Source organism: Nocardioides sp. Soil805 (assembly GCF_001429625.1).
Classification (GTDB): Bacteria; Actinomycetota; Actinomycetes; order Propionibacteriales; family Nocardioidaceae; genus Nocardioides.
On the sequence record NZ_LMSU01000001.1, the window covers coordinates 2,092,006 to 2,110,577 of the forward strand.

Genomic DNA, 18,572 nt, shown 5'->3' on the forward strand with positions numbered 1-18,572 from the left:
GGGAGCGCCCTCACTGGAGGGCGGAGGTGAGTCGCATGACGTTGTCGACGTACCTCGACCTGCGCGAGCGCCCCTCCCACTCCTCGCGGGTCAGCTCGTGCGACAGCGAGCGGTAGGTGTCCTCGACCGCGCGCATGTCGCGGACCACCTCGTCGCCGAGCAGCATCAACGTCACCTCGGCGTTGAGGGCGAAGGACCGCAGGTCCATGTTGCTGGACCCGATGACGGCCACCGAGTCGTCGATGGTGAAGTGCTTGGCGTGCAGCACCAGGGGTGAGGGGTAGAGGTGGATGCGGACCCCGGCCTCCAGCAGCGCCTGGTAGTAGGAACGCTGCGCGTGGTGGACCATGAACTGGTCGGCCTCCTCGCCGACGAACAGCTCGATGGCGACGCCGCGCTGGGCGGCGGTGGTCATCGCGTAGAGCAGTGACTCGTCCGGCACGAAGTACGGGCTGGTGACCGACACCCGGTGCTGCGCGGAGTAGATCAGCGTGGTGAACATCCGCAGGTTGTTCTCCGCGACGAACCCCGGGCCGCTGGGGACCACCTGGACCACCGTCCCGCCCTCGCCCCCGCCGTGGGGCTCGGTGTGGATCCCCTCGTCGGGCAGCTCGCCGGTCTCGGTGAACCAGTCGGTGAGGAAGACCTTGTCCAGCGAGCGCACGGCGGGCCCGCGCACGGAGGTGGTCAGCTCGACCCACTTCCGGCCCAGCTCGTGGTTCTTGGGCTTGTCGTAGCCGGGCTCGATGAGGTTCTGGGAGCCGGCGAAGGCCACGGTGTCGTCGACGACCAGGATCTTGCGGTGGTTGCGCAGGTCCGGGCGCCGCCACTCGCCGCGAAGCGGGTCGACCGGCAGCAGCCGACGCCACTCGATGGAGGTGGCCTCGAGCTTGCGCACGGTCTCCTTGTACGACGGGATGCCGCGCGAGCCGAGGTGGTCGAGGAGCAGCCGCACCCGGACTCCGCGCTCGGTGGCTCGCACCAGGGCCGCGAAGAACGGCTCGGTCACCTCGTCCCACCCGGTGATGTAGAACTGCACGTGCACGAAGTGCTCGGCACCGTCGACGGCCCGGGTCATCGCGGCGATCGACTCGAGGTAGTCGGGGAAGAGCTCCACGGAGTTGCCCTTGACCGCCGGCAGCGAGCCGAGGTTGCGGTTGAGCAGCGCCACGGAGGTCACGTACTCGAGCCCGTGCGCAGCCATGTCGAGCTCGGTGACCTCCGCCGTCCGCTCGCGGATGATCCGGTTGGCCCGCGCCTGGGTCTCGCGACGCTTGCGGCCGACGTCGGCCCGGCCCAGGAACAGGAAGGCGATCAGCCCGAAGAGCGGGACCGCCAGCACCAGGATCAGCCACGCCATCCCGGTGGAGGGCCGGCGGTTGCCGGGGACGATGCCCAGGGCGGCGACCACGACGGCGATCTCGAGCGCGACCAGGGACGCTCCCAGGAGCGTGGGGAGGGACGCGATCCAGTCCGGCACCTGCTGACGGTAGCCGCTGGCTCCGTACGCTGGCGACCATGTACAGACCCCCTGGCCCCGGTCGGTCGTGCGACGTGCAGGGCAGGGGTGGACGCGCCTGATGGACGCCCAGACCCTGCTCAACCTCGGGCTGGTCCTGCTGTTCGTCCTGGTCGGTGGCGTCTTCGCCGCGACCGAGATCGCCCTGGTCTCGCTGCGCGAGAGCCAGCTGGTGGCGATGGAGCGCACCGGGTCGCGCGGCACCCGGGTCGCCGAGGTGGCCCGCGACCCCAACCGGTTCCTCGCCGCGGTCCAGATCGGCGTCACCGTCGCCGGCTTCTTCTCCGCAGCGTACGGCGGGTCGACCCTCGCGCCCGACCTCGCGCCGTACCTCGTGGACCTCGGCCTCGGCGAGGACGCCGCGCAGACGACCGCGCTGGTCGTCCTCACCCTGCTCATCGCCTACCTGTCGCTGGTGCTGGGCGAGCTCGTGCCCAAGCGGCTCGCGCTGCAGAAGGCGGCGCCGCTCTCCCTGGCCGTGGCTCCGGTGCTCGACCGGTTCGCGACCCTGATGCGCCCGGTGATCTGGCTGCTCTCGCTGTCCACCAACGCGCTGGTCCGGGTCCTGGGCGGCGACCCGCACGCCACCAGCGAGCAGCTGTCCGAGGAGGAGCTGCGCGACCTGGTGTCCACGCACGAGGACCTCGAGGAGGAGGAGCGGCGCATCCTCTCGGACGTCTTCGCCGCCACCGAGACCTGCATCAAGGAGGTGATGCGCCCGCGCACGGACGTCTCGTTCGTCGCCGGCGACCTCACCCTGGTGCAGGCGGCCGAGCGCGTCCGCGACCTGCCCTACTCGCGCTACCCCGTCACCGGCGAGGGCTTCGACGACGTGCTCGGCTTCCTGCACGTGCGGGACCTGCTGGGCCTCGGGGCCGGTGAGGAACGGCTGGTGCGCGACGTGTGCCGACCCGTGCTGGCGCTGCCGGGCACCAAGCTGGTGCTCCCGACCGTCGCCACGATGCGGCACGAGGGCACGCACCTCGCGGTCGTCGTCGACGAGTACGGCGGCACCGACGGCATCGTCACGCTGGAGGACCTCGTCGAGGAGATCGTCGGCGACATCCGCGACGAGTACGACGTCGACGAGCTCGCCCCCTCCGCCGACCCCTCCGACGTCGACGCCCGGACCAGCCTCGCCGACTTCGCCGAGGACACCGGGATCGTGCTGCGCGACGGCGGCTACGACACGGTCGCGGGCTACGTCATCGCGGTCCTCGGCCACATCCCGGAGGTCGGCGAGCAGGTGGCGGTGGACGGCGGGGTGCTCGAGGTGACCGACGTGGTCGGCAGCCGGGTGACCCGGCTCGCGCTGCACCGCGACGACTGAGTCACCGGGCGGCCCCGCCGGCGGGCGTCAGCCGGACCGGCCCTGGGCCGCGGGAGCGACCTGCGCCGCGAGCAGCACCGCGACACGACGCTGCTCGCGGGTCGGGTAGGCGACCCGGGCGGTCGCACCGACCAGGAAGTGCCCGATCTGGTGCGCTCCGCGGCGGACCGGGACGGCGACGTACTCGTCGGAGGGCAGTCCGACCCGCTCGACGTCGACCTCCCGCCCGTTGCGGATGAGGGCGCCGTCGTCGTCGAGCACGGCGACGCGCGGGTCGTGCACAGGTCCTCCGACGAAGTGGCAGCTGTCGGCGGTCAGCACCTGTGCGATCTGGCGCGCCACGACGTCGATGACCGACCGGTCGGGGACGTCGCTCATCGACACGGCCCGGGCCGCACCGAGGACCCCGTCGAGGTAGCCGGAGCGTCGTGAGGCCTGGACCTGCTGCCGGTGGCCCCACAGGGAGACCTCGGTGACCGCGAGGCTGATCACCACCAGCAGGATCGTGGCCTCCGCGTCGTCGGCGGAGGAGATCGTGAACCGGTGGTAGGGCTCGGTGAGGAAGAAGTCGAACCATGCACCCCCCGAGAGGGCAGCGATCACCCCGGCCCACCGATCGCCGCTGGCGGCCGCGGCCACCACCCAGACGACCATGACGAGGACGGCCGTCGCCGCGGTGACCTCGTCCCGGAAGGCGGACAGGGCGGCGCACGTCAGGAACGGCCCGATGATCGCTGCCACGCGGACCACGGTCCGCCACCGGGCGGTGCGCGGTCCACCTGCCAGCTCGACGCTCATGTCATGCCCTCCGTGAGACCCCTCCTGCGTCGAGTGTGCCCCTCCTCGTGGCTCCGGGCGTCCCTCGTTGACGGAATCCTGATGCCCGACCGTGACCACCGGCCGTCGGCCCGATCGTCGCGAGGGTGCGCGCGACCACCGACCTTCGGGTGGACCGGACCCCGACCGCCGTCGGTAGCGTCGACGGTCCACGACTCCCGGGGGGTGCCCTCAGTGTTCTCGCTGACCTACGTCAGCTCCGCGACCGAGCTGATGACCGTGCCGCAGCTGGTCGAGATGCTGGAGCAGATCCGCCCCCGCAACCACCGCCTCGAGCTCACCGGGATGCTGCTCTACAGCGGCGGCAACATCGTCCAGGCCCTCGAGGGCCCGGACGAGGCCGTGGAGACGGTCTTCGCCTCGATCGAGTCCGACCCGCGGCACGCCGAGGTCAAGGTCGTCCACCGCAGCCCGATCGAGCAACGGGCCTTCGAGGACTGGTCGATGGGCTTCCGCAACGTCAGCGAGCGCGAGGTGCGCGACATCGACGGGTACGCCGACTTCCTGCGGCACCCGGTCGGCCAGGGGCTCGGCGCGCAGGCCGGACCCACCTACGACCTGCTCGAGAGGTTCCGCGCGAGCCGCTGACCGACCGGTGTCCCTGAACCCGGGCGGCTAGCCTCGGGACGAGTCCACGAGCACCCCGTCAGGAGGCCAGGTGAGCGACCCGCGCGTGATCGGCCTGGTCGGCGTGTACGACGCCGACGGCGGCCTGCTCGGCGAGGCGGCGTACGTCTGGGGCAAGCTGCGCGGCACCCGTCACTGCGCGCTGTGCGACATCACCCACGGCCGGGTGCGCCGCAAGCCCGCGTGGGACCGGCTGGTCGTGGCGCTGGGGCGGCCGGTGGACCTGCTGCACCTCGACGAGATGCCAGCGGACGTGGCCGAGGCGGTGGCGGCGTACGGGGCCCCGGTCATCCTGGCCCGCAGCGCGGACGGCCTGCGGCCGCTCGTGAGCGCCGACGAGCTCGACGGGATGCGGGGCTCGGTCGAGCGGCTGAGCGACCTGCTCCGCACCCGGCTGGCCGCGGACCCCGCCTGAGGGGCTTCCGCGACCTAAGGCTCGGGGGATGGCGCCTACGGTGCGCGATGCGTCACGCGGGTCAGCACGGCACTGCCCCGCTCCGGGGACAGGTCGAGCTCCAGGACCGGCCCGATGCCGGGAGCGTAGAACTTGTTCTCCAGGACGTCCGGCTCGAGCGGCGTGGTGTTCGCGGTCTGGACGACGTCGTGGTGGAGCCCGGTCGGCGTGCGGAGGGTCTCGCGGGTGGAGAGGATCCGGGCCCGGTCCTCCGCCTCGCCCGCCAGGTGCTCCTCGCGGTAGCGGCAGCCGGCCGACAGGTGAGCGGGCAGGATGACGCCCGCCTGGGCGCCGTCGCGCCCGTGCATCCAGGACCCCTCGGTGCCGACGAACCGGCCGTCCTCGTAGGAGCGGGAGAGCTCGCCGAGGTACCACAGGCTCCCGCCGGAGTCCTGGGCGTACCAGTCCCGGGTGTCCTCGACGACCTCGCCGTCGACCCGGACCACGTCGTGCACCACCCGGGCGCGGACCGACTCGATGACCTTGGTGCGGCGGGTCACCGTGACGCGCACGGTGGCGACCTCGCCGCCACCGCGCTCGACGTAGCGCCAGGTGGTGCCCGGGCGCATCGGCCAGTAGGGGTGGTCGATGCGCGTGGTGAAGTCCGCGGGATCCAGCCGCACCGGCTCGCCCCCGTGCGGCAGCGGGTAGGGCCCCGGCTGGGCGCAGGGATGACCGGGCCCGGACGCCGTCGGGGGCGCCGCGGAGGTGGCGTGGCCGGTGCCGGTCGCCAGGGCGGCGACCACGGCGCCCGAGACGAGTGCTGCGGTGCTGATCTTCATGACGGGTCTCCTGACCGGGGGTGGGCCGTGCTGCTGCCACCAGCGTGGACCCCGGTCGCTGAAGACCTCCTGAACGGCCCCCCCGGGTGTCGCCCGAGCCGGGGTCAGGGCATCACCTGCGGCTCGAACTCGAAGGTCATCCCCAGCAGCCAGAGCAGCAGCAGCACCACCGGCAGGTGGAAGAGGAACTGCAGGAACGTGAAGCCGACCAGGTCCCTGGCCCGCACCCCGAGCACCGCGAGCAGCGGCAGCATGAAGAACGGGTTGACGAGGTTGGGCAGCGCCTCGGCGGCGTTGTAGATCTGCACCGTCCAGCCGAGGTTCATGCCCACGTCGGTCGCCGACTGCATGACGTACGGCGCCTCGACGAGCCACTTGCCGCCGCCCGACGGGACGAGCAGACCCAGCAGGGCGGTGTAGAGGGCGATCACCACGGCGAAGGCGCCGCTGTCGCCGACGCGGGTGAAGAGGTCGGCCAGGTGCTCCGACACGGTGACCCCGCCGCGCCCCGGCGCCCGGGTCAGGATCGCCGCCATCGCGGCGTACAGGGGGAACTGGACGAGCACGCCGGCGGTGGTGGGGACGGCCTTCGTGACGGCGTTGAGGAAGCCTCGGGGCGTGCCGTGCAGGACCAGTCCGAGGATGAGGAAGACCATCAGGTAGCCGTTGAGGCTGCTGATCACCGACAGGAACGGCAGCGTCGCGAACTGGTGGACGAGCCAGCCCAGGGTGAGCAGGCCGACCAGCAGGGGCAGGATCCTGGAGTACTCCAGCCACTCGCCGGGCCGGGCGCGCTGCGGCATCGGCTCGACGCGGTCGGAGAGGTCGACGTCCATGTCCTCGGCGGTGCGGACGGCCTCGCCCTGCGGTGCGGACGCCCAGGCGACGACGACGCTGAGGACGATCAGCACGGCGGCCATCAGCAGCGACTGCCACGTCAGGATCGTCGCGCCGAAGTCGAGCACCCCGGTGATCTCGAGCAGCTCCGGCGGCAGCGAGGCGGGCGTCGCCTGCAGCTGGGCGGCCGAGGAGGAGAGGCCGAGGGCCCACACGGCACCGAGGCCGAGGTACGCCGCGGCGCCCAGGGCCCGGTAGTCGGCGCGCAGGTCGCCGCGGCGCGCGATCGCCCGGGCGAGCAGGCCGCTGAAGACCAGGCTGAGCCCCCAGTTGAGCATCGAGACCAGGCACGACAGCAGCGCCACGAAGGCCACCGCCCCGCGCGGGCTCGCGGGGACGAGGGCGATCCGCTCGATGAGGCGGGCGACCGGCGGCGAGGTCGCGACGACGTACCCGGTCAGCACCACCATCGCCATCTGCAGGGTGAACTGCGCGAGGTCCCAGAAGCCGGTGCCGAAGGTCTCGGCCACCGTGACCGGGCTGGCGCCGTTGAGCATGGCGGCGACCGAGACGATCACGACGCCCGCGAGGGCGAAGACGTACGCGTCGGGGAACCACTTCTCGGTCCAGGCGGCGGTGCGCTGGGCCAGGCGGGCCAGGCCCTTCTCGTGCTCGGCGGTGGAGGTGAGGGTCGACATGGCACGGCAACCTAGCCGAGCGGCAGCGGGCGGTCGGCGAGGCCCCGGGACCCCGTAGGTTGGCCGCCATGAGCGACGAACGGACGATGCGTGAGCGGATGCTGGCCGGGGAGCCCTACATCGCGGACGACCCCGTGCTGGGCGAGGAGTCGCGCCGGGCGCAGCGGCTGTGCCACCAGATCAACATGGCGGACCCGACGGACCGCGACCTCAAGCGCACCCTGCTGGACGAGCTGCTCGGCGCCTTCGGCGAGGACAGCGAGCTGCGTCCGCCCTTCCAGTGCGACTTCGGCTACCAGACGACGATCGGGGCCCGCACCTTCGCCAACTTCGGGCTGGTCGTCCTCGACGTGGCCACCGTGACCATCGGCGACGACGTGCAGATCGGTCCCGGGGTGCAGCTGCTCACCGCGACGCACCCGATCGAGCCGGGCCCGCGCCGGGACAAGTGGGAGGCGGCGCAGCCCATCGTCATCGGGGACAACGTGTGGCTCGGCGGCGGCGTCATCGTCTGCCCCGGGGTCACCATCGGCGCGGACACCGTCGTCGGCGCCGGGTCGGTCGTCGTGCAGGACCTGCCGTCGGGCGTGGTGGCGGTCGGCTCGCCGGCCAGGGTCATCCGCAGCATCTAGGGTGGGCGGACACCCACGAGAGGCACACCCATGAGCGAGCTGCACGTCGTCGCCACCATCCCCGTCAAGGCCGAGCACGTCGACTCGCTGCGGGAGGCGCTGGCCGGGCTGGCCGAGGCCACCCGCCAGGAGCCGGGCTGCCTCGCCTACGACCTCTACGAGTCCGCGGCCGCCCCCGGCGTCTTCGTCACCGTCGAGCGGTGGAGCGACCAGGCCGCCCTCGACGCCCACATGCAGGCCCCCCACGTGGCCGCCGCCTTCGCCGCGGCGGACGGCGCCCTCACCGGGGACGTGGCCATCCACCCGCTGGTGCCCGTCACCGGCTAGGCCCCTGGCCCGGGGTCACCCCTTCGGGGGCGCTGCGACGGCGCGAGCGCGGGGAAGGCAATTGAATGCCTTACCATCCGAAGGAAGCGTGTGCGAGGACCGCACGGGCTCGTGATGGCTCCAAGAGATGGGACCCCTTGCTCGTGGAACGACTCGCCGTAGGTTTTCGGCTGGGGGATCGGTACGTCCTCGAGGAGCGCATCGCCTCCGGTGGCATGGCTGACGTGTGGCGCGCCATGGACGAGGTGCTCCAGCGCGCGGTCGCGGTCAAGATCATGCGCGCCGACCCGGACAACGAGGAGATCTTCGCCAAGCGCTTCCGCGACGAGGCCCGGCACTCCGCGGCCCTCATGCACACCAACATCACCACCGTCTTCGACTACGGCGAGGACGACCACCTCACCTACCTCGTGATGGAGCTCGTCCCGGGAGCCCCGCTGTCGGCGGTGATCCGCGAGGCGGGCGCGCTGGAGCCCGACATGGTGCGCTCGATCATCGGCCAGGCGGCGCTCGCGCTCGGCGTGGCCCACGAGGCCCGCGTGGTGCACCGAGACGTCAAGCCCGCCAACATCCTGGTCCGCGACGACGGCGTCGTGATGCTCACCGACTTCGGGATCGCGCGCGCCCTCGACGCCCGCGGCCACACCCGCGTCGGCGAGATGCTCGGCACCCCCAACTACATCAGCCCCGAGCAGGCGCTCGGGCAGCCGGCGACCGGCGCGAGCGACCTCTACGCCCTCGGCGTGGTCGCCCACGAGATGCTCACCGGCACCCGCCCCTTCGACCGGGGCACGCCGATCGCCACCGCGATGTCGCACGTCAACGAGCCGCCCCCGCCGCTGGCCGAGGAGGTCCCGGCGGAGCTGCGGGCCGTCGTCGCCGCCCTGCTGGAGAAGCAGCCCGCCGACCGTCCCGCCAACGCCCGGGCGGTCGCGGAGATGATGGGCATCGCCACCACCGAGCTGGCCGGCCTGGCCGACGGCCTGGCCGCCCTGGTGGACGGCTTCCACGACGACGACACCGCCACCCCGGCCTACCGGAGCGGCCCCTCGCCGACTCCCGCGCGCGACGTCGTCGCCGACACCCCGCCGGAGGACGTCCACACGGTCGCCACCCCGGTCCGTGACCTGCTCGGCTGACCTGCTCACCTGATCTGGTCGAGGACGCGGCGGTGACGGGTGGGACCGGGCAGCGGGTCCTCCGGCGCCGGTCGCCCCGGCCGCGCTGATCCGCGCGGGCGCGCCGTACCGCTCCTGCTCACCGCCGCCGCCGTGCTGGGCGCGGTGCTGGTGCGCCTGCCCTTCGCGGTCGGGCCGCTGACGCCCGACGAAGCCGGCTTCCTGATGGTCGGCGGCCAGTGGGCGCCGGGCAGCAGCCTCTACGGCGACTACTGGGTCGACCGACCACCCGGTCTCGTCGCGGTGGCCGGGCTCGCCTCCCAGCTCGGCGGGGGCGTCGCGTTGCGGCTCGTCGGCGCCGTCGCCGCGGCCGCCGCGGTGCTCGCCGCCGCCCTGGTCGGACGACGGCTCGCGCCGTGGCACAGGTGGTCGGGCGCCGCGTGCGCGGCGCTGACGGCGGCGCTCGTCTCCAACCCGCTGCTGGCGGTGCGGGAGATCGGTGGCGAGGTGCTGGCGCTCCCGTTCCTCCTCGGCGGCGCGTGGATGCTGTTCACCGCCGTCGAGCGGCGCTCGCGGGCCTGGGCCGCCGGGGGCGGCGTGCTCGGCGCCGGCGCCGCCTCCCTGAAGCAGAACCTGGTCGACGTCCTGGTGCTGGCCGTCCTGCTGGCGGTGGTCCTGCTCGTCGCCCGCCGGTGGCGCGACGCCGTCCGGTTGCTGGCGTGGTGCGGGGTCGGTGCCGCCGCCGTGGTGGCCGCGGTCCTCGTGCTGGCCGACACCCGGGGCACGTCGCCCGCCGGGCTCTGGGACGCGGTGGTGCTCTTCCGGCTCCGCGCGAGCGAGGTGATCTCCACCGAGGCGTCGGCTGCGACGGGCGCGCGGGCCGGCCTCCTGCTCCTGGCCCTGGTCGGCAGCGGCGTGCCGGTCGTGGCCCTGCTGCTGCTCCGCCTGCCCTGGCGGCCCACGGGTCGTGCCGCGTGGTCCGACGGATCAGGGGACCCGGGCGACCCGGCCCTCACCTGGGTGGCCGCCGGGCTCCTGGCCTGGGAGGGGCTCTCGGTGGCGGCGGGGGGCAGCTACTGGCTGCACTACCTGGTGGGTCTGGTGCCCGGACTCGTGGTCGTCCTCGCGCTCGCCCTGCGCCGGCGCGCCGCGTCCGACACCGCGGCGGGGCGCGGATCGGTCGGCACCCCGGTCGGCGTCGCCCTCGTCGCGGTGGTGGCCTCCACCGCCGTCGCGCTGGGGGTCGTGTCGCTGCGGCCGCTCCAGCGGCCCGCCGACGAGCGGGCGGTCGTCGACTACCTGCGCGCCCACCGGGAGGGGCCGCGGACGGGAGTGGTGGCGTTCGGGGCGGCCTCGGTGCTCGAGGCGGCCGGCCTCCGGAGTCCCTACCCCTACCTGTGGAGCCTGCCCGTGCGCGTGCGGGACCCCGATCTCGTCCTGCTCGACCGGGTGCTGCGCGGTGGGTCGGCCCCGACGTGGATCGTGCGGCGCGGCGCGTCGCTGTCCTCGTGGGGCATCGACGCGGACCGCGCCGACCGGGTGATCGGTCGCCACTACGACATGGTCTTCTTGTCCGGCGACTACCAGGTGCTGGCCAGGCGGACGGACTGAGGCACGGCTCGCAACCAACGGGCCCCCGACGGCGTCCCTGACGGTGACACCACCGACGCTCGGGAGACGCCCATGCCCAGAACCCTCACCCCACGACTCGTCCGCGTGGCCGCAGTCCTGACCGTGCTGGGCGCCGCCGCCGGACCCGTCGCCGGCGTGCTGCCGGCGAGCGCCGTGCGTGCGGACGTCCCGGTCACCTCCGTCCGCATCGGCCAGCTCGACCGTGGCGAGGGACCCGCCGTGCCCCGGGTCGTGGGCACCGCCGTCGTCGAGGGCGACCGGGTGCTCGACGTCGACGCCGACGAGGTGCAGCTGCTCGGGACCTCGGGCGAGGAGTACGTCGTCGCGACCTGGGCCGACGGCGGGTCCGCCGTCGAGCGGGTGGCGGCCGACGGCAGCCGGAGCACGGTGCTGGACCGCGTGCCCTACGCCGTCGACCTGTCCGGCGACGGCACCCGGCTCGTCACCACCCGGACCCCGAGCCTCCGGCGTACGGTCCTCGCGGTCCGCGACTCCACCACCGGGGAGGTGCTCGTCCGCCGGGTGTTCGGCGCCGGCGCGGCGGTCCTCGACGTCGACGACGGCCGGGTGCTCGTGGGCCAGACGGGTCCGGCCCGGACCCTGTCGTGGACGGTGGCGACCGACCGGGTGACCCGGGTCGCGGGGCGCGCCGGCTATGCCGCGGACATCTCCGCCGACCGGCTCGCCGTCTTCACCGCGCCCGTGTACGACGGCGGCTGCACCGTGCTGGCGAGGCTCTCGGCACCGCGTCGGACCCTGTGGCGCTCCTGCGAGGACGCGGTCCTCGACATCTCACCCGACGGGCGTCGGGTGCTCACCACCGGCGTCTACGCGGACGGACCCCTCGGTCGGTTCCACGTGGACACGGCGCGGGGTCGTCGGGTGGCGTCGTACGACTCCCCGGGCGGCTTCGGCGTCCTCGGCTGGGAGGACGCACGCACCGTCCTCGTCACCGCGTCGGACCGACGGGGTCGCAGCGCGCTGGTGCGGTGCGACGCCGTCGGGTGCGAGCGGGCCTCGGGCGTGGTCGCGCCCTGAGGCCGGCGGGTCGGCCGGGTGGTGTCGCATCCGGTGCGGGTCGTTCGTGGAGAGGGAGACGGGCGCCCGATCAGTAGGGTGCCACCGACGAGAGGACGCACATGACCACCACCCAGTACCTGCTCGGAGTCCACCACGGCGACGAGGTCACGTGGCCCGAGGGAGTGACCGCCGACCGGGTGATGGCCGACGTCGACGCCTTCAACACCAGGCTCCGGCAGGAGGGCCGGTGGGTGTTCGCGGGCGGCCTGAAGCCGGCCTCGTCGGCCACCGTCGTCGACGCCAGCGGCGCCGAGCCGGTCGTCACCGACGGTCCGTACGTCGAGTCCAAGGAGTACCTCGGCGGCTTCTGGGTCATCGAGGCGGCCGACCTCGACGAGGCGATGCGCTGGGGCACCGAGGCCTCGGCCGCGTGCCACGGCCCGGTCGAGGTGCGCCCGTTCCAGTCCGAGTGAGCAGCCGGTGAGCGGGCCCGGCGACGGGTCCGGCGCCGGGGCTGCGCTGGCCGGGGTCGTGCGCGAGGAGCACGGCCGGATCGTCGGCGCCCTGGTCCGTCGGTACGGCGACGTGGACCTCGCCGAGGACGCCGTCGCGGAGGCCCTCGAGGTGGCCTGGCAGAAGTGGCCGGTCGACGGCGTGCCGCCCAACCCCGGTGCCTGGCTCACCACCACCGCGCACCGCAAGGCGCTCGACCGCCTGCGCCGCGAGTCCTCGCGCACGCACCGGGAGAGGGAGGCGACGGCGATGATCGACGTCCCGGCCGAGCCCCTCGGCGTCGTCGACGACGACCGGCTCCGGCTGTTCTTCATGTGCTGCCACCCCTCGCTCGCCCGGGAGACCCAGGTCGCCCTGACGCTGCGACTCGTCGCCGGGCTGAGCGTGGCCGAGATCGCCGCGGGGCTGCTGGTGGAGGAACGGGCGATGGCGCAGCGGATCACCCGCGCCAAGCGCAAGATCCGGGACGCCCGGATCCCCTTCCGGGTGCCTGCCCGCGAGGACCTGCCCGCGCGACTCGGGGGTGTGCTCGCCGCCCTCTACCTGGCCTTCAACGAGGGCTACCTCTCCGTCGGGGACGCGAGCGGCAGCCGCCCCGACCTCGCCGACGAGGCGATCCGGCTGGCCCGTCAGCTCGTGGCCCTGCTGCCGGCCGAGCCCGAGGCGCAGGGCCTGCTCGCGCTGATGCTCCTCACCCGGGCCCGCGACGGCGCCCGGGTCGTCGAGGGCCGGCTGGTGCTGCTGCACGAGCAGGACCGCAGCCGGTGGGACCCCGACCTGCTCGCCGAGGGCCGGCTGCTGGTGCGGGCCCTGCTCGCGATCGGCCGGCCCGGGCCCTACCAGGTGCAGGCAGCGATCGGGGCGGCGCACACCGACGACCAGGTGCCGTGGGCCGAGGTGGTCGCGCTCTACGACCTGCTGCTCACCCTGTCGCCGAGCCCGGTCGTGCGGCTCAACCGGGCCCTGGCCCTCGCCCGGGTCGAGGGACCGGAGGAGGCGCTGCGCCTCGTCGACGACCTCGACCTCGCGTCGTACCACCCGTGGCACGTGGCGCGGGCCCACCTCCTCGGCGAGCTGGGGCGCGACGCGGAGTCGCGGGCGGCCCTCGACGCCGCGCTCGCGCTGGACCCGACGCCGCTGGAGCGCGCGCACCTCACCCGGCTGCGCGACGGCGCCTGAGGCCGGGACACGGGGGACCGGCTCAGCCGAAGGCGTCCGCGCCGAGGTCCTGCTCTCCCGCCGCGATCGCGTCGACGATGCGCCGGGCCACGTCCTCGGGAGCCAGCCCCTGCGGCAGCCGCGGCGCCTCCCCGGCCAGCGGCCGGGTGGCCAGGCCGGTCTCGGTGTGCGGCGGCCGGACGTCCAGGACGGTGACCCGTGCGCGGCGCAGCTCGGTGCGCAGGGCGGTGGCGACGGCGCTGAGGGCCGCCTTGCTGGCGGAGTACGCCGCCATGCCGGGCAGCGGGCGCTCGGCGACCACGGCGCTGATCTGGAGCACGAACCCCTGCGACTCCTGCAGGGCCGGCAGCAGCCGGCGGACGAGGAACAGCGGCCCGACGACGTTGGTGAGGAACAGCTCCTCGATCACCTCGTCCGGGGTGTCGACGAGGGGCCCGAAGGCCACCACGCCGGCCGCGTTGACCAGCCCGTCGAGACCGCCGTACGCCGCCTGGGCCGCCGAGGCGATCGTGTCGCCGGCCGTCGCGTCCCCGACCTCGGCGACGACGACGGGGGCGTCGATCCCGAGGGCCTCGAGGCGGGCGGCATCGCGACCGACGAGCAGCAGCCGCGCCCCGCGGCGTACCAGCTCGTGGGCGACCAGGGAGCCCAGCGCGCCGCTGGCCCCCACCACGGCGATCCGGGCCCCGTCCAGCTCACGCGTGCTCATGTCGGCGACAGTAACCGCCCCCTGACTACCGTGCCCCTCGTGCCGACCGTCTCCGAGATCCACGTCGCCAAGGCGACCCGGCTGCCGATGCGCGCCGTCGGGCAGGTCGAGGTCGAGGAGGGCCGCGGGATCGTCGGCGACCGCTACCACGGCACGCGGCACCGGCACGTGACCGTGCAGAGCGCGACCGCGCTGGCCGAGTCGGCCGCGGTGTTCGGCCGCGACATCCCGGCCGCCCTGACCCGCCGCAACCTGACGCTCAGCGACGGCGTGGTGCCGCGCGAGCCGGGCGCGCGGATCCGGATCGGCGACGTGCTGCTCGAGGTGGTCCGGGTCGCGGCCCCGTGCAAGCTCCTCGACGACACCATCGGCGCGGGTGCCCAGGAGGCGCTGCGCCGCCGCGCCGGCTCGGTGTGCCGGGTGCTGGCGTCGGGCACCGTGCAGGTGGGCGACACGGTCGACCTCGCGCTGCCGCCGGGCGTGTGACCCACGTCATCGGACGCGGGCCTCGATGTGCGCGCGCCGGTGGCGCGTCGTAACGTCGAGCGACGTGAGCACGCGCGAGACGACACGGCAGCAGCCCTCCGACACCGGATTCCTCGGTCAGCCCTCCGTGCTGGCCAACCTCTTCGGCGTCGAGCTGTGGGAGCGGTTCAGCTTCTACGGCATGCAGGGGATCCTGCTGATCTACCTGTACTTCAGCGTCGCGGACGGCGGCCTCGGCATCGACCAGGCCACCGCGACCGGCATCGTCGGCGCCTACGGCGGGGCGGTCTACCTCTCCACGATCCTCGGCGCCTGGCTCGCCGACCGGCTGATCGGCGCGGAGCGCACGCTCTTCTACGCCGCGGTGACGGTGATGGCCGGGCACATCGCCCTCGCGCTCGTCCCGGGGCTCACCGGGGTCGGGATCGGCCTGGTGCTGATCGCGCTGGGCAGCGGCGGGGTCAAGGCCAACGCCACCTCGCTGGTCGGCTCGCTGTACGACGAGCACGACGAGCGCCGCGACGCCGGCTTCTCGCTCTTCTACATGGGCATCAACATCGGCGCGCTGGTCGGACCACTCCTCACCGGGCTGCTCCAGAAGCAGTGGGGCTTCCACGTCGGCTTCGCCCTGGCCGCGGTCGGCATGGCCGCCGGCCTCGTGCAGTACACCCTCGGCCGGAGCAAGCTCCCCGAGGAGACCCAGCACGTCCCCGACCCGCTGCCCGCCGACCAGCGCGTGCGGTACGCCGCCGGGCTGGGCGCCGTCGTCGCGCTCGTCGTGGTGCTGTGCCTGGTCGGCGTCATCACCGTCGAGCGGCTGGCCAACATCGTGATCGGGGTGAGCATCGTCGCCGCGATCGGGCTCTTCACGATGATGCTCGTGGACCGCGAGGTGCAGGGAGCCGAGCGTCGCCGGGTGCTGGCGATGATCCCGCTGTTCGCGTGCAGCGCGGTCTTCTGGTCGCTCTACCAGCAGCAGTTCACCGTGGTCACGATCTACGCCGACGAGCGGCTGGACCGCGACCTGTTCGGCTGGGAGATGCCGATCTCGTGGGTGCAGTCGATCAACCCGGTCTTCATCATCGTGCTGGCCGGCGTCTTCGCGACGATGTGGACCCGCCTCGGTGACCGGGCCCCGTCCACGCCGGTGAAGTTCGGGCTCTCCACGATCCTGATGGGCGTCGCGTTCTTCCTGTTCCTGGCGATGCCGTCGGGCGCGGGTGCCGTGCCGCTCCTCGGGCTGGCGCTGATCCTGCTGGTCTTCACCCTCGCCGAGCTGCTCATCTCGCCGGTGGGGCTGTCGGTGGCGACCAAGCTGGCACCGCGCAAGTACCTCACCCAGATGGTCGCGCTGTTCTTCCTCTCCGTGGCCCTCGGCACCGCGATGGCCGGCCAGCTCGCCGGCTACTACTCGGTGGACGACGAGCGGCCGTTCTTCCTGTGGATCGGGCTCGCGTCCGTGGTCACCGGTGTCGTCGTGCTGGCGCTCGCCAGGCCCATCCGGAGCCTCATGTCGGGCGTGCGCTGACCGCTCGCGCTGCCGGTCCCGCTCAGACCGGTTGCGCCTGCGGTGAGCGACCGCCGTACCGGCTGGAGCTGCGCAGCAGGACGACCACCCCGACGATCGCCAGGACGAAGGTGAGCCACTGGGTGACGGCGAGGGCGACGAAGGGGGACTCGTCGTCGATGGCGGCGTCGGAGAAGGCGAACGTCGTGAAGTCGATCCACGCGTGCAGCAGCATGCAGACGATGAGGGTGCCGGCCACGCGGCGCGTGATGTAGAGGACGGATCCGGCCAGGAAGGCGAAGCCGATCTGCTGCACCGTGGAGCCCAGCGACTGTCCGAAGAGGACGTTCAGGGCGTGGATGAGCCCGAAGAGCAGGCAGCTGAAGAACCAGGACAGGGCCTCGCCGAACCCGCCGCGCAACCCCACCAGACCGGTTCCGCGGGTCAACAGCTCCTCGCTGAAGCCGACGAGCAGCGTGCCGATGCCCAGGGCCAGCAGGAAGCCGGCGGAGCGGTCGGCGGGCCCGGCGCCCCCCAGCAGGACCCCGAGCCCGGGAAGGATCATCAGCACCGGGACCACCCACATCCACCGTGGGGCGCGCAGGTCCTCGTGGATCGCCGGACCCCACCAGCCGAGGTAGGTGGTGACGGCGGCCAGGAACACCGCGCCGAGGCCGACCGGGACGACGATCCCCTCGACGACGGTGGTGGTCGTGTCCCCGACGGCGTCGTAGTCGAGGCCGACGACGGTCCAGGTGAGGCCCACGATGGCCATGTAGCCCACGGCGACGGCGACGGTGACGAGGGGTCGGGGCTGCACGCGCATCGCGGTCCTCCGGGGGGTCGGGTGCTAGGCACCGTAACCAGCGTCCCCCTCCCGCAGGGAGGGCCGAAGGTCCCCCGGTGAATCCACCCTCAGTCGAGGCAGAACTCGTTGCCCTCCACGTCCTGCATCACCTGGCACGACTCGTTCTCCTCGTCGGCGAGCAGGAGCCGCCCGCGGACGGCGCCCAGGGCCTCGAGCCGGGCGCACTCCGACTCCAGCGCGGCGAGCCGCTCCTGCCCGACGAGACCGGTGGCGACGCGGACGTCGAGGTGCAGCCGGTTCTTGACGACCTTGCCCTCGGGGACCCGCTGGAAGAACAGCCGCGGTCCCACGCCCGTCGGGTCCGCGCAGGCGAACCACGCGTCGCGGTCCTCGGGTGCCAGCGAGGCGTTGTGGTCGTCCCACGTGGCGTGGCCCTCGGGCGGCGGCGGCGCGACGTACCCCAGCACCTCGCACCAGAAGCGGGCCACGCGCTCCGGCTCCGCGCAGTCGAATGTGACCTGGACCTGCCTGACCGACGCCATGGCGCCACCCTAGGGCGCACGCCGGCCGGGGTCGTACGGATTCGTGGCGAGCACGTCGGCCCCCGGACTAGGTTCGAGGGATGGCACAGCACTGGATCGCGACCGGGCCGGGTGGCCTCGACGTCTTCTCGTTCGAGGAGTACGACGTCCCGCCGCCCGGGCAGGGCGAGGTCACCATCGCGGTGCGTGCGGCGGGCATGAACCCCGCCGACGCCAAGCACGTGGCGCGCGGCAGTGCGGCGGACTTCCCGAAGGCGATCGGCTACGAGGTGGCCGGGGTCGTGAGTGCCGTGGGTCCGGGCACCGAGATCGGCTCGGGCCCGGTCGCCGTGGGCGACGAGGTGCTGGCCTTCCGCATCGGCGGCGGGTGGGCCACCGAGGTGACCGTCGCGGCGCGCGACGTCTTCGCCAAGCCCGCGTCCCTGTCCTTCGGCGAGGCGGCCAACCTGCTGCTGGCCGGGACCACCGCCTCGGAGATGCTGCACGTCACCGGCGTCGGCGAGGGCGACACGATCCTGGTCCACGGGGCGTCCGGCGCGGTCGGGGTCAGCGTCCTCCAGCAGGCGGCCCTGCTGGGAGCGCGGGTCGTCGGCACCGCGAGCGAGGGCAGCTCCGACGTCGTCGCCCGGTACGGCGGCGTGCCGGTGACCTACGGCGACGGACTCGAGCAGCGGGTGCGCGAGGCCGCGCCCGACGGTGTCGTGGCCGCCCTGGACTGCGTGGGCACGGACGAGGCGGTCGACGTCTCCCTGGCGCTGGTGGCCAACCGCGACCGGATCGTCACCATCGCGGCCGCCGAGCGGGCGAAGCGCGAGGACGTCAGGGCGATCGCCGGCGCGATGCCGGCCAGCCAGGCCTACCGCGACTCCGTGCGGGGCGAGCTGGTGCGGCTGGCCGGGGAGGGGCGGCTCGAGGTCCCGGTCGCGCGGAGGTTCCCGCTCGCCGACGCGCTCGAGGCCACTGAGCTGCTCATGGGGCAGCACCCCGGCGGCAAGCTGGTCCTCGAGCCCTGAGG

20 protein-coding genes are annotated in these 18,572 nt (G+C 73.6%); 13 read left to right on the plus strand and 7 right to left on the minus strand.

Annotated features, from left to right (window positions below; genetic code table 11):
• Positions 1–10: 10 nt before the first annotated feature.
• Positions 11–1,480, minus strand: a complete 1,470-nt coding sequence (cls, locus tag ASG94_RS10140) for a cardiolipin synthase (RefSeq protein WP_235537194.1) — start codon at positions 1,478–1,480, stop codon at positions 11–13.
• A gap of 100 nt (positions 1,481–1,580) precedes the next feature.
• On the opposite strand from cls, the gene ASG94_RS10145 reads away from it, so the two are divergent.
• On the plus strand, positions 1,581–2,849 hold the full coding sequence (locus ASG94_RS10145) for a hemolysin family protein (protein WP_056926112.1): 1,269 nt from the start codon (positions 1,581–1,583) through the stop codon (positions 2,847–2,849).
• Between the two features lie 27 nt (positions 2,850–2,876).
• Here the strand turns inward: ASG94_RS10145 and ASG94_RS10150 are convergent, their stop codons facing one another.
• Complete coding sequence (locus ASG94_RS10150) at positions 2,877–3,647, minus strand: DUF4118 domain-containing protein (RefSeq protein ID WP_056926113.1); 771 nt, start codon at positions 3,645–3,647, stop codon at positions 2,877–2,879.
• Between the two features lie 213 nt (positions 3,648–3,860).
• Between ASG94_RS10150 and ASG94_RS10155 the strand changes: the two genes are divergently transcribed.
• Both ASG94_RS10155 and ASG94_RS10160 read left to right on the plus strand, forming a co-directional pair.
• Positions 3,861–4,274 (plus strand): BLUF domain-containing protein, encoded by a 414-nt coding sequence (locus tag ASG94_RS10155; protein WP_056926114.1) that lies wholly within the window; start codon positions 3,861–3,863, stop codon positions 4,272–4,274.
• A gap of 70 nt (positions 4,275–4,344) precedes the next feature.
• A complete protein-coding gene (locus ASG94_RS10160) occupies positions 4,345–4,728 on the plus strand; it encodes a hypothetical protein (protein ID WP_056926115.1) in 384 nt (127 codons plus the stop codon).
• Positions 4,729–4,763: 35 nt separating this feature from the next.
• Here ASG94_RS10160 and ASG94_RS10165 read toward each other — a convergent pair whose 3' ends face one another.
• Positions 4,764–5,549: a hypothetical protein gene (locus ASG94_RS10165; RefSeq protein ID WP_056926116.1), complete on the minus strand. Its 786-nt coding sequence runs from the start codon at positions 5,547–5,549 to the stop codon at positions 4,764–4,766.
• Between the two features lie 104 nt (positions 5,550–5,653).
• Positions 5,654–7,084: a short-chain fatty acid transporter gene (locus ASG94_RS10170; RefSeq protein ID WP_056926117.1), complete on the minus strand. Its 1,431-nt coding sequence runs from the start codon at positions 7,082–7,084 to the stop codon at positions 5,654–5,656.
• 68 nt (positions 7,085–7,152) lie between these two features.
• On the opposite strand from ASG94_RS10170, the gene ASG94_RS10175 reads away from it, so the two are divergent.
• From ASG94_RS10175 to ASG94_RS10205, 7 genes are all read left to right on the plus strand, one after another.
• Positions 7,153–7,716 carry a sugar O-acetyltransferase gene (locus ASG94_RS10175; RefSeq protein ID WP_056926118.1) on the plus strand — a complete coding sequence of 188 codons (564 nt, stop codon included), beginning with the start codon at positions 7,153–7,155 and terminating at the stop codon, positions 7,714–7,716.
• 30 nt (positions 7,717–7,746) lie between these two features.
• Entirely contained in the window at positions 7,747–8,043 is a 297-nt protein-coding gene (locus ASG94_RS10180; protein WP_056926119.1) for a putative quinol monooxygenase, read from the plus strand.
• A gap of 143 nt (positions 8,044–8,186) precedes the next feature.
• A complete protein-coding gene (locus ASG94_RS10185; protein WP_235537229.1) occupies positions 8,187–9,182 on the plus strand; it encodes a serine/threonine-protein kinase in 996 nt (331 codons plus the stop codon).
• A 39-nt stretch (positions 9,183–9,221) separates the two neighbouring features.
• Complete coding sequence (locus tag ASG94_RS10190; protein ID WP_056926120.1) at positions 9,222–10,772, plus strand: glycosyltransferase family 39 protein; 1,551 nt, start codon at positions 9,222–9,224, stop codon at positions 10,770–10,772.
• Positions 10,773–10,844: 72 nt separating this feature from the next.
• Complete coding sequence (locus ASG94_RS10195; protein WP_156411498.1) at positions 10,845–11,831, plus strand: hypothetical protein; 987 nt, start codon at positions 10,845–10,847, stop codon at positions 11,829–11,831.
• Positions 11,832–11,932: 101 nt separating this feature from the next.
• Positions 11,933–12,286 (plus strand): YciI family protein, encoded by a 354-nt coding sequence (locus ASG94_RS10200; RefSeq protein WP_056926122.1) that lies wholly within the window; start codon positions 11,933–11,935, stop codon positions 12,284–12,286.
• 7 nt (positions 12,287–12,293) lie between these two features.
• Positions 12,294–13,505, plus strand: coding sequence for an RNA polymerase sigma factor (locus tag ASG94_RS10205; RefSeq protein ID WP_056926123.1), 1,212 nt, complete (start codon positions 12,294–12,296; stop codon positions 13,503–13,505).
• A 22-nt stretch (positions 13,506–13,527) separates the two neighbouring features.
• Here ASG94_RS10205 and ASG94_RS10210 read toward each other — a convergent pair whose 3' ends face one another.
• On the minus strand, positions 13,528–14,214 hold the full coding sequence (locus ASG94_RS10210; RefSeq protein ID WP_056926124.1) for an SDR family NAD(P)-dependent oxidoreductase: 687 nt from the start codon (positions 14,212–14,214) through the stop codon (positions 13,528–13,530).
• Positions 14,215–14,253: 39 nt separating this feature from the next.
• On the opposite strand from ASG94_RS10210, the gene ASG94_RS10215 reads away from it, so the two are divergent.
• On the plus strand, positions 14,254–14,700 hold the full coding sequence (locus ASG94_RS10215; RefSeq protein WP_200958045.1) for an MOSC domain-containing protein: 447 nt from the start codon (positions 14,254–14,256) through the stop codon (positions 14,698–14,700).
• A 64-nt stretch (positions 14,701–14,764) separates the two neighbouring features.
• Positions 14,765–16,228 (plus strand): peptide MFS transporter, encoded by a 1,464-nt coding sequence (locus tag ASG94_RS10220; protein WP_235537195.1) that lies wholly within the window; start codon positions 14,765–14,767, stop codon positions 16,226–16,228.
• Between the two features lie 22 nt (positions 16,229–16,250).
• On the opposite strand, the gene ASG94_RS10225 is transcribed toward ASG94_RS10220, so the two are convergent.
• Together ASG94_RS10225 and ASG94_RS10230 are read right to left on the minus strand one after the other, a co-directional pair.
• Positions 16,251–17,033 carry a CPBP family intramembrane glutamic endopeptidase gene (locus ASG94_RS10225; RefSeq protein WP_056926126.1) on the minus strand — a complete coding sequence of 261 codons (783 nt, stop codon included), beginning with the start codon at positions 17,031–17,033 and terminating at the stop codon, positions 16,251–16,253.
• Positions 17,034–17,122: 89 nt separating this feature from the next.
• Positions 17,123–17,557, minus strand: a complete 435-nt coding sequence (locus tag ASG94_RS10230; RefSeq protein WP_056926127.1) for a VOC family protein — start codon at positions 17,555–17,557, stop codon at positions 17,123–17,125.
• An 80-nt stretch (positions 17,558–17,637) separates the two neighbouring features.
• Between ASG94_RS10230 and ASG94_RS10235 the strand changes: the two genes are divergently transcribed.
• Positions 17,638–18,570 (plus strand): quinone oxidoreductase family protein, encoded by a 933-nt coding sequence (locus ASG94_RS10235; protein ID WP_056926128.1) that lies wholly within the window; start codon positions 17,638–17,640, stop codon positions 18,568–18,570.
• Positions 18,571–18,572: the final 2 nt, after the last annotated feature.

Excerpts from the sequence above, each read along its gene's own strand:
- ASG94_RS10145 (WP_056926112.1), top strand. The coding sequence starts at position 1,581 with ATGGACGCCCAGACCCTGCTCAACCTCGGGCTGGTCCTGCTGTTCGTC.
- ASG94_RS10150 (WP_056926113.1), bottom strand. The coding sequence starts at position 3,647 with ATGAGCGTCGAGCTGGCAGGTGGACCGCGCACCGCCCGGTGGCGGACC.
- ASG94_RS10165 (WP_056926116.1), bottom strand. The coding sequence starts at position 5,549 with ATGAAGATCAGCACCGCAGCACTCGTCTCGGGCGCCGTGGTCGCCGCC.
- ASG94_RS10170 (WP_056926117.1), bottom strand. The coding sequence starts at position 7,084 with ATGTCGACCCTCACCTCCACCGCCGAGCACGAGAAGGGCCTGGCCCGC.
- ASG94_RS10175 (WP_056926118.1), top strand. The coding sequence starts at position 7,153 with ATGAGCGACGAACGGACGATGCGTGAGCGGATGCTGGCCGGGGAGCCC.
- ASG94_RS10180 (WP_056926119.1), top strand. The coding sequence starts at position 7,747 with ATGAGCGAGCTGCACGTCGTCGCCACCATCCCCGTCAAGGCCGAGCAC.
- ASG94_RS10195 (WP_156411498.1), top strand. The coding sequence starts at position 10,845 with ATGCCCAGAACCCTCACCCCACGACTCGTCCGCGTGGCCGCAGTCCTG.
- ASG94_RS10200 (WP_056926122.1), top strand. The coding sequence starts at position 11,933 with ATGACCACCACCCAGTACCTGCTCGGAGTCCACCACGGCGACGAGGTC.
- ASG94_RS10210 (WP_056926124.1), bottom strand. The coding sequence starts at position 14,214 with ATGAGCACGCGTGAGCTGGACGGGGCCCGGATCGCCGTGGTGGGGGCC.
- ASG94_RS10225 (WP_056926126.1), bottom strand. The coding sequence starts at position 17,033 with ATGCGCGTGCAGCCCCGACCCCTCGTCACCGTCGCCGTCGCCGTGGGC.
- ASG94_RS10230 (WP_056926127.1), bottom strand. The coding sequence starts at position 17,557 with ATGGCGTCGGTCAGGCAGGTCCAGGTCACATTCGACTGCGCGGAGCCG.
- ASG94_RS10235 (WP_056926128.1), top strand. The coding sequence starts at position 17,638 with ATGGCACAGCACTGGATCGCGACCGGGCCGGGTGGCCTCGACGTCTTC.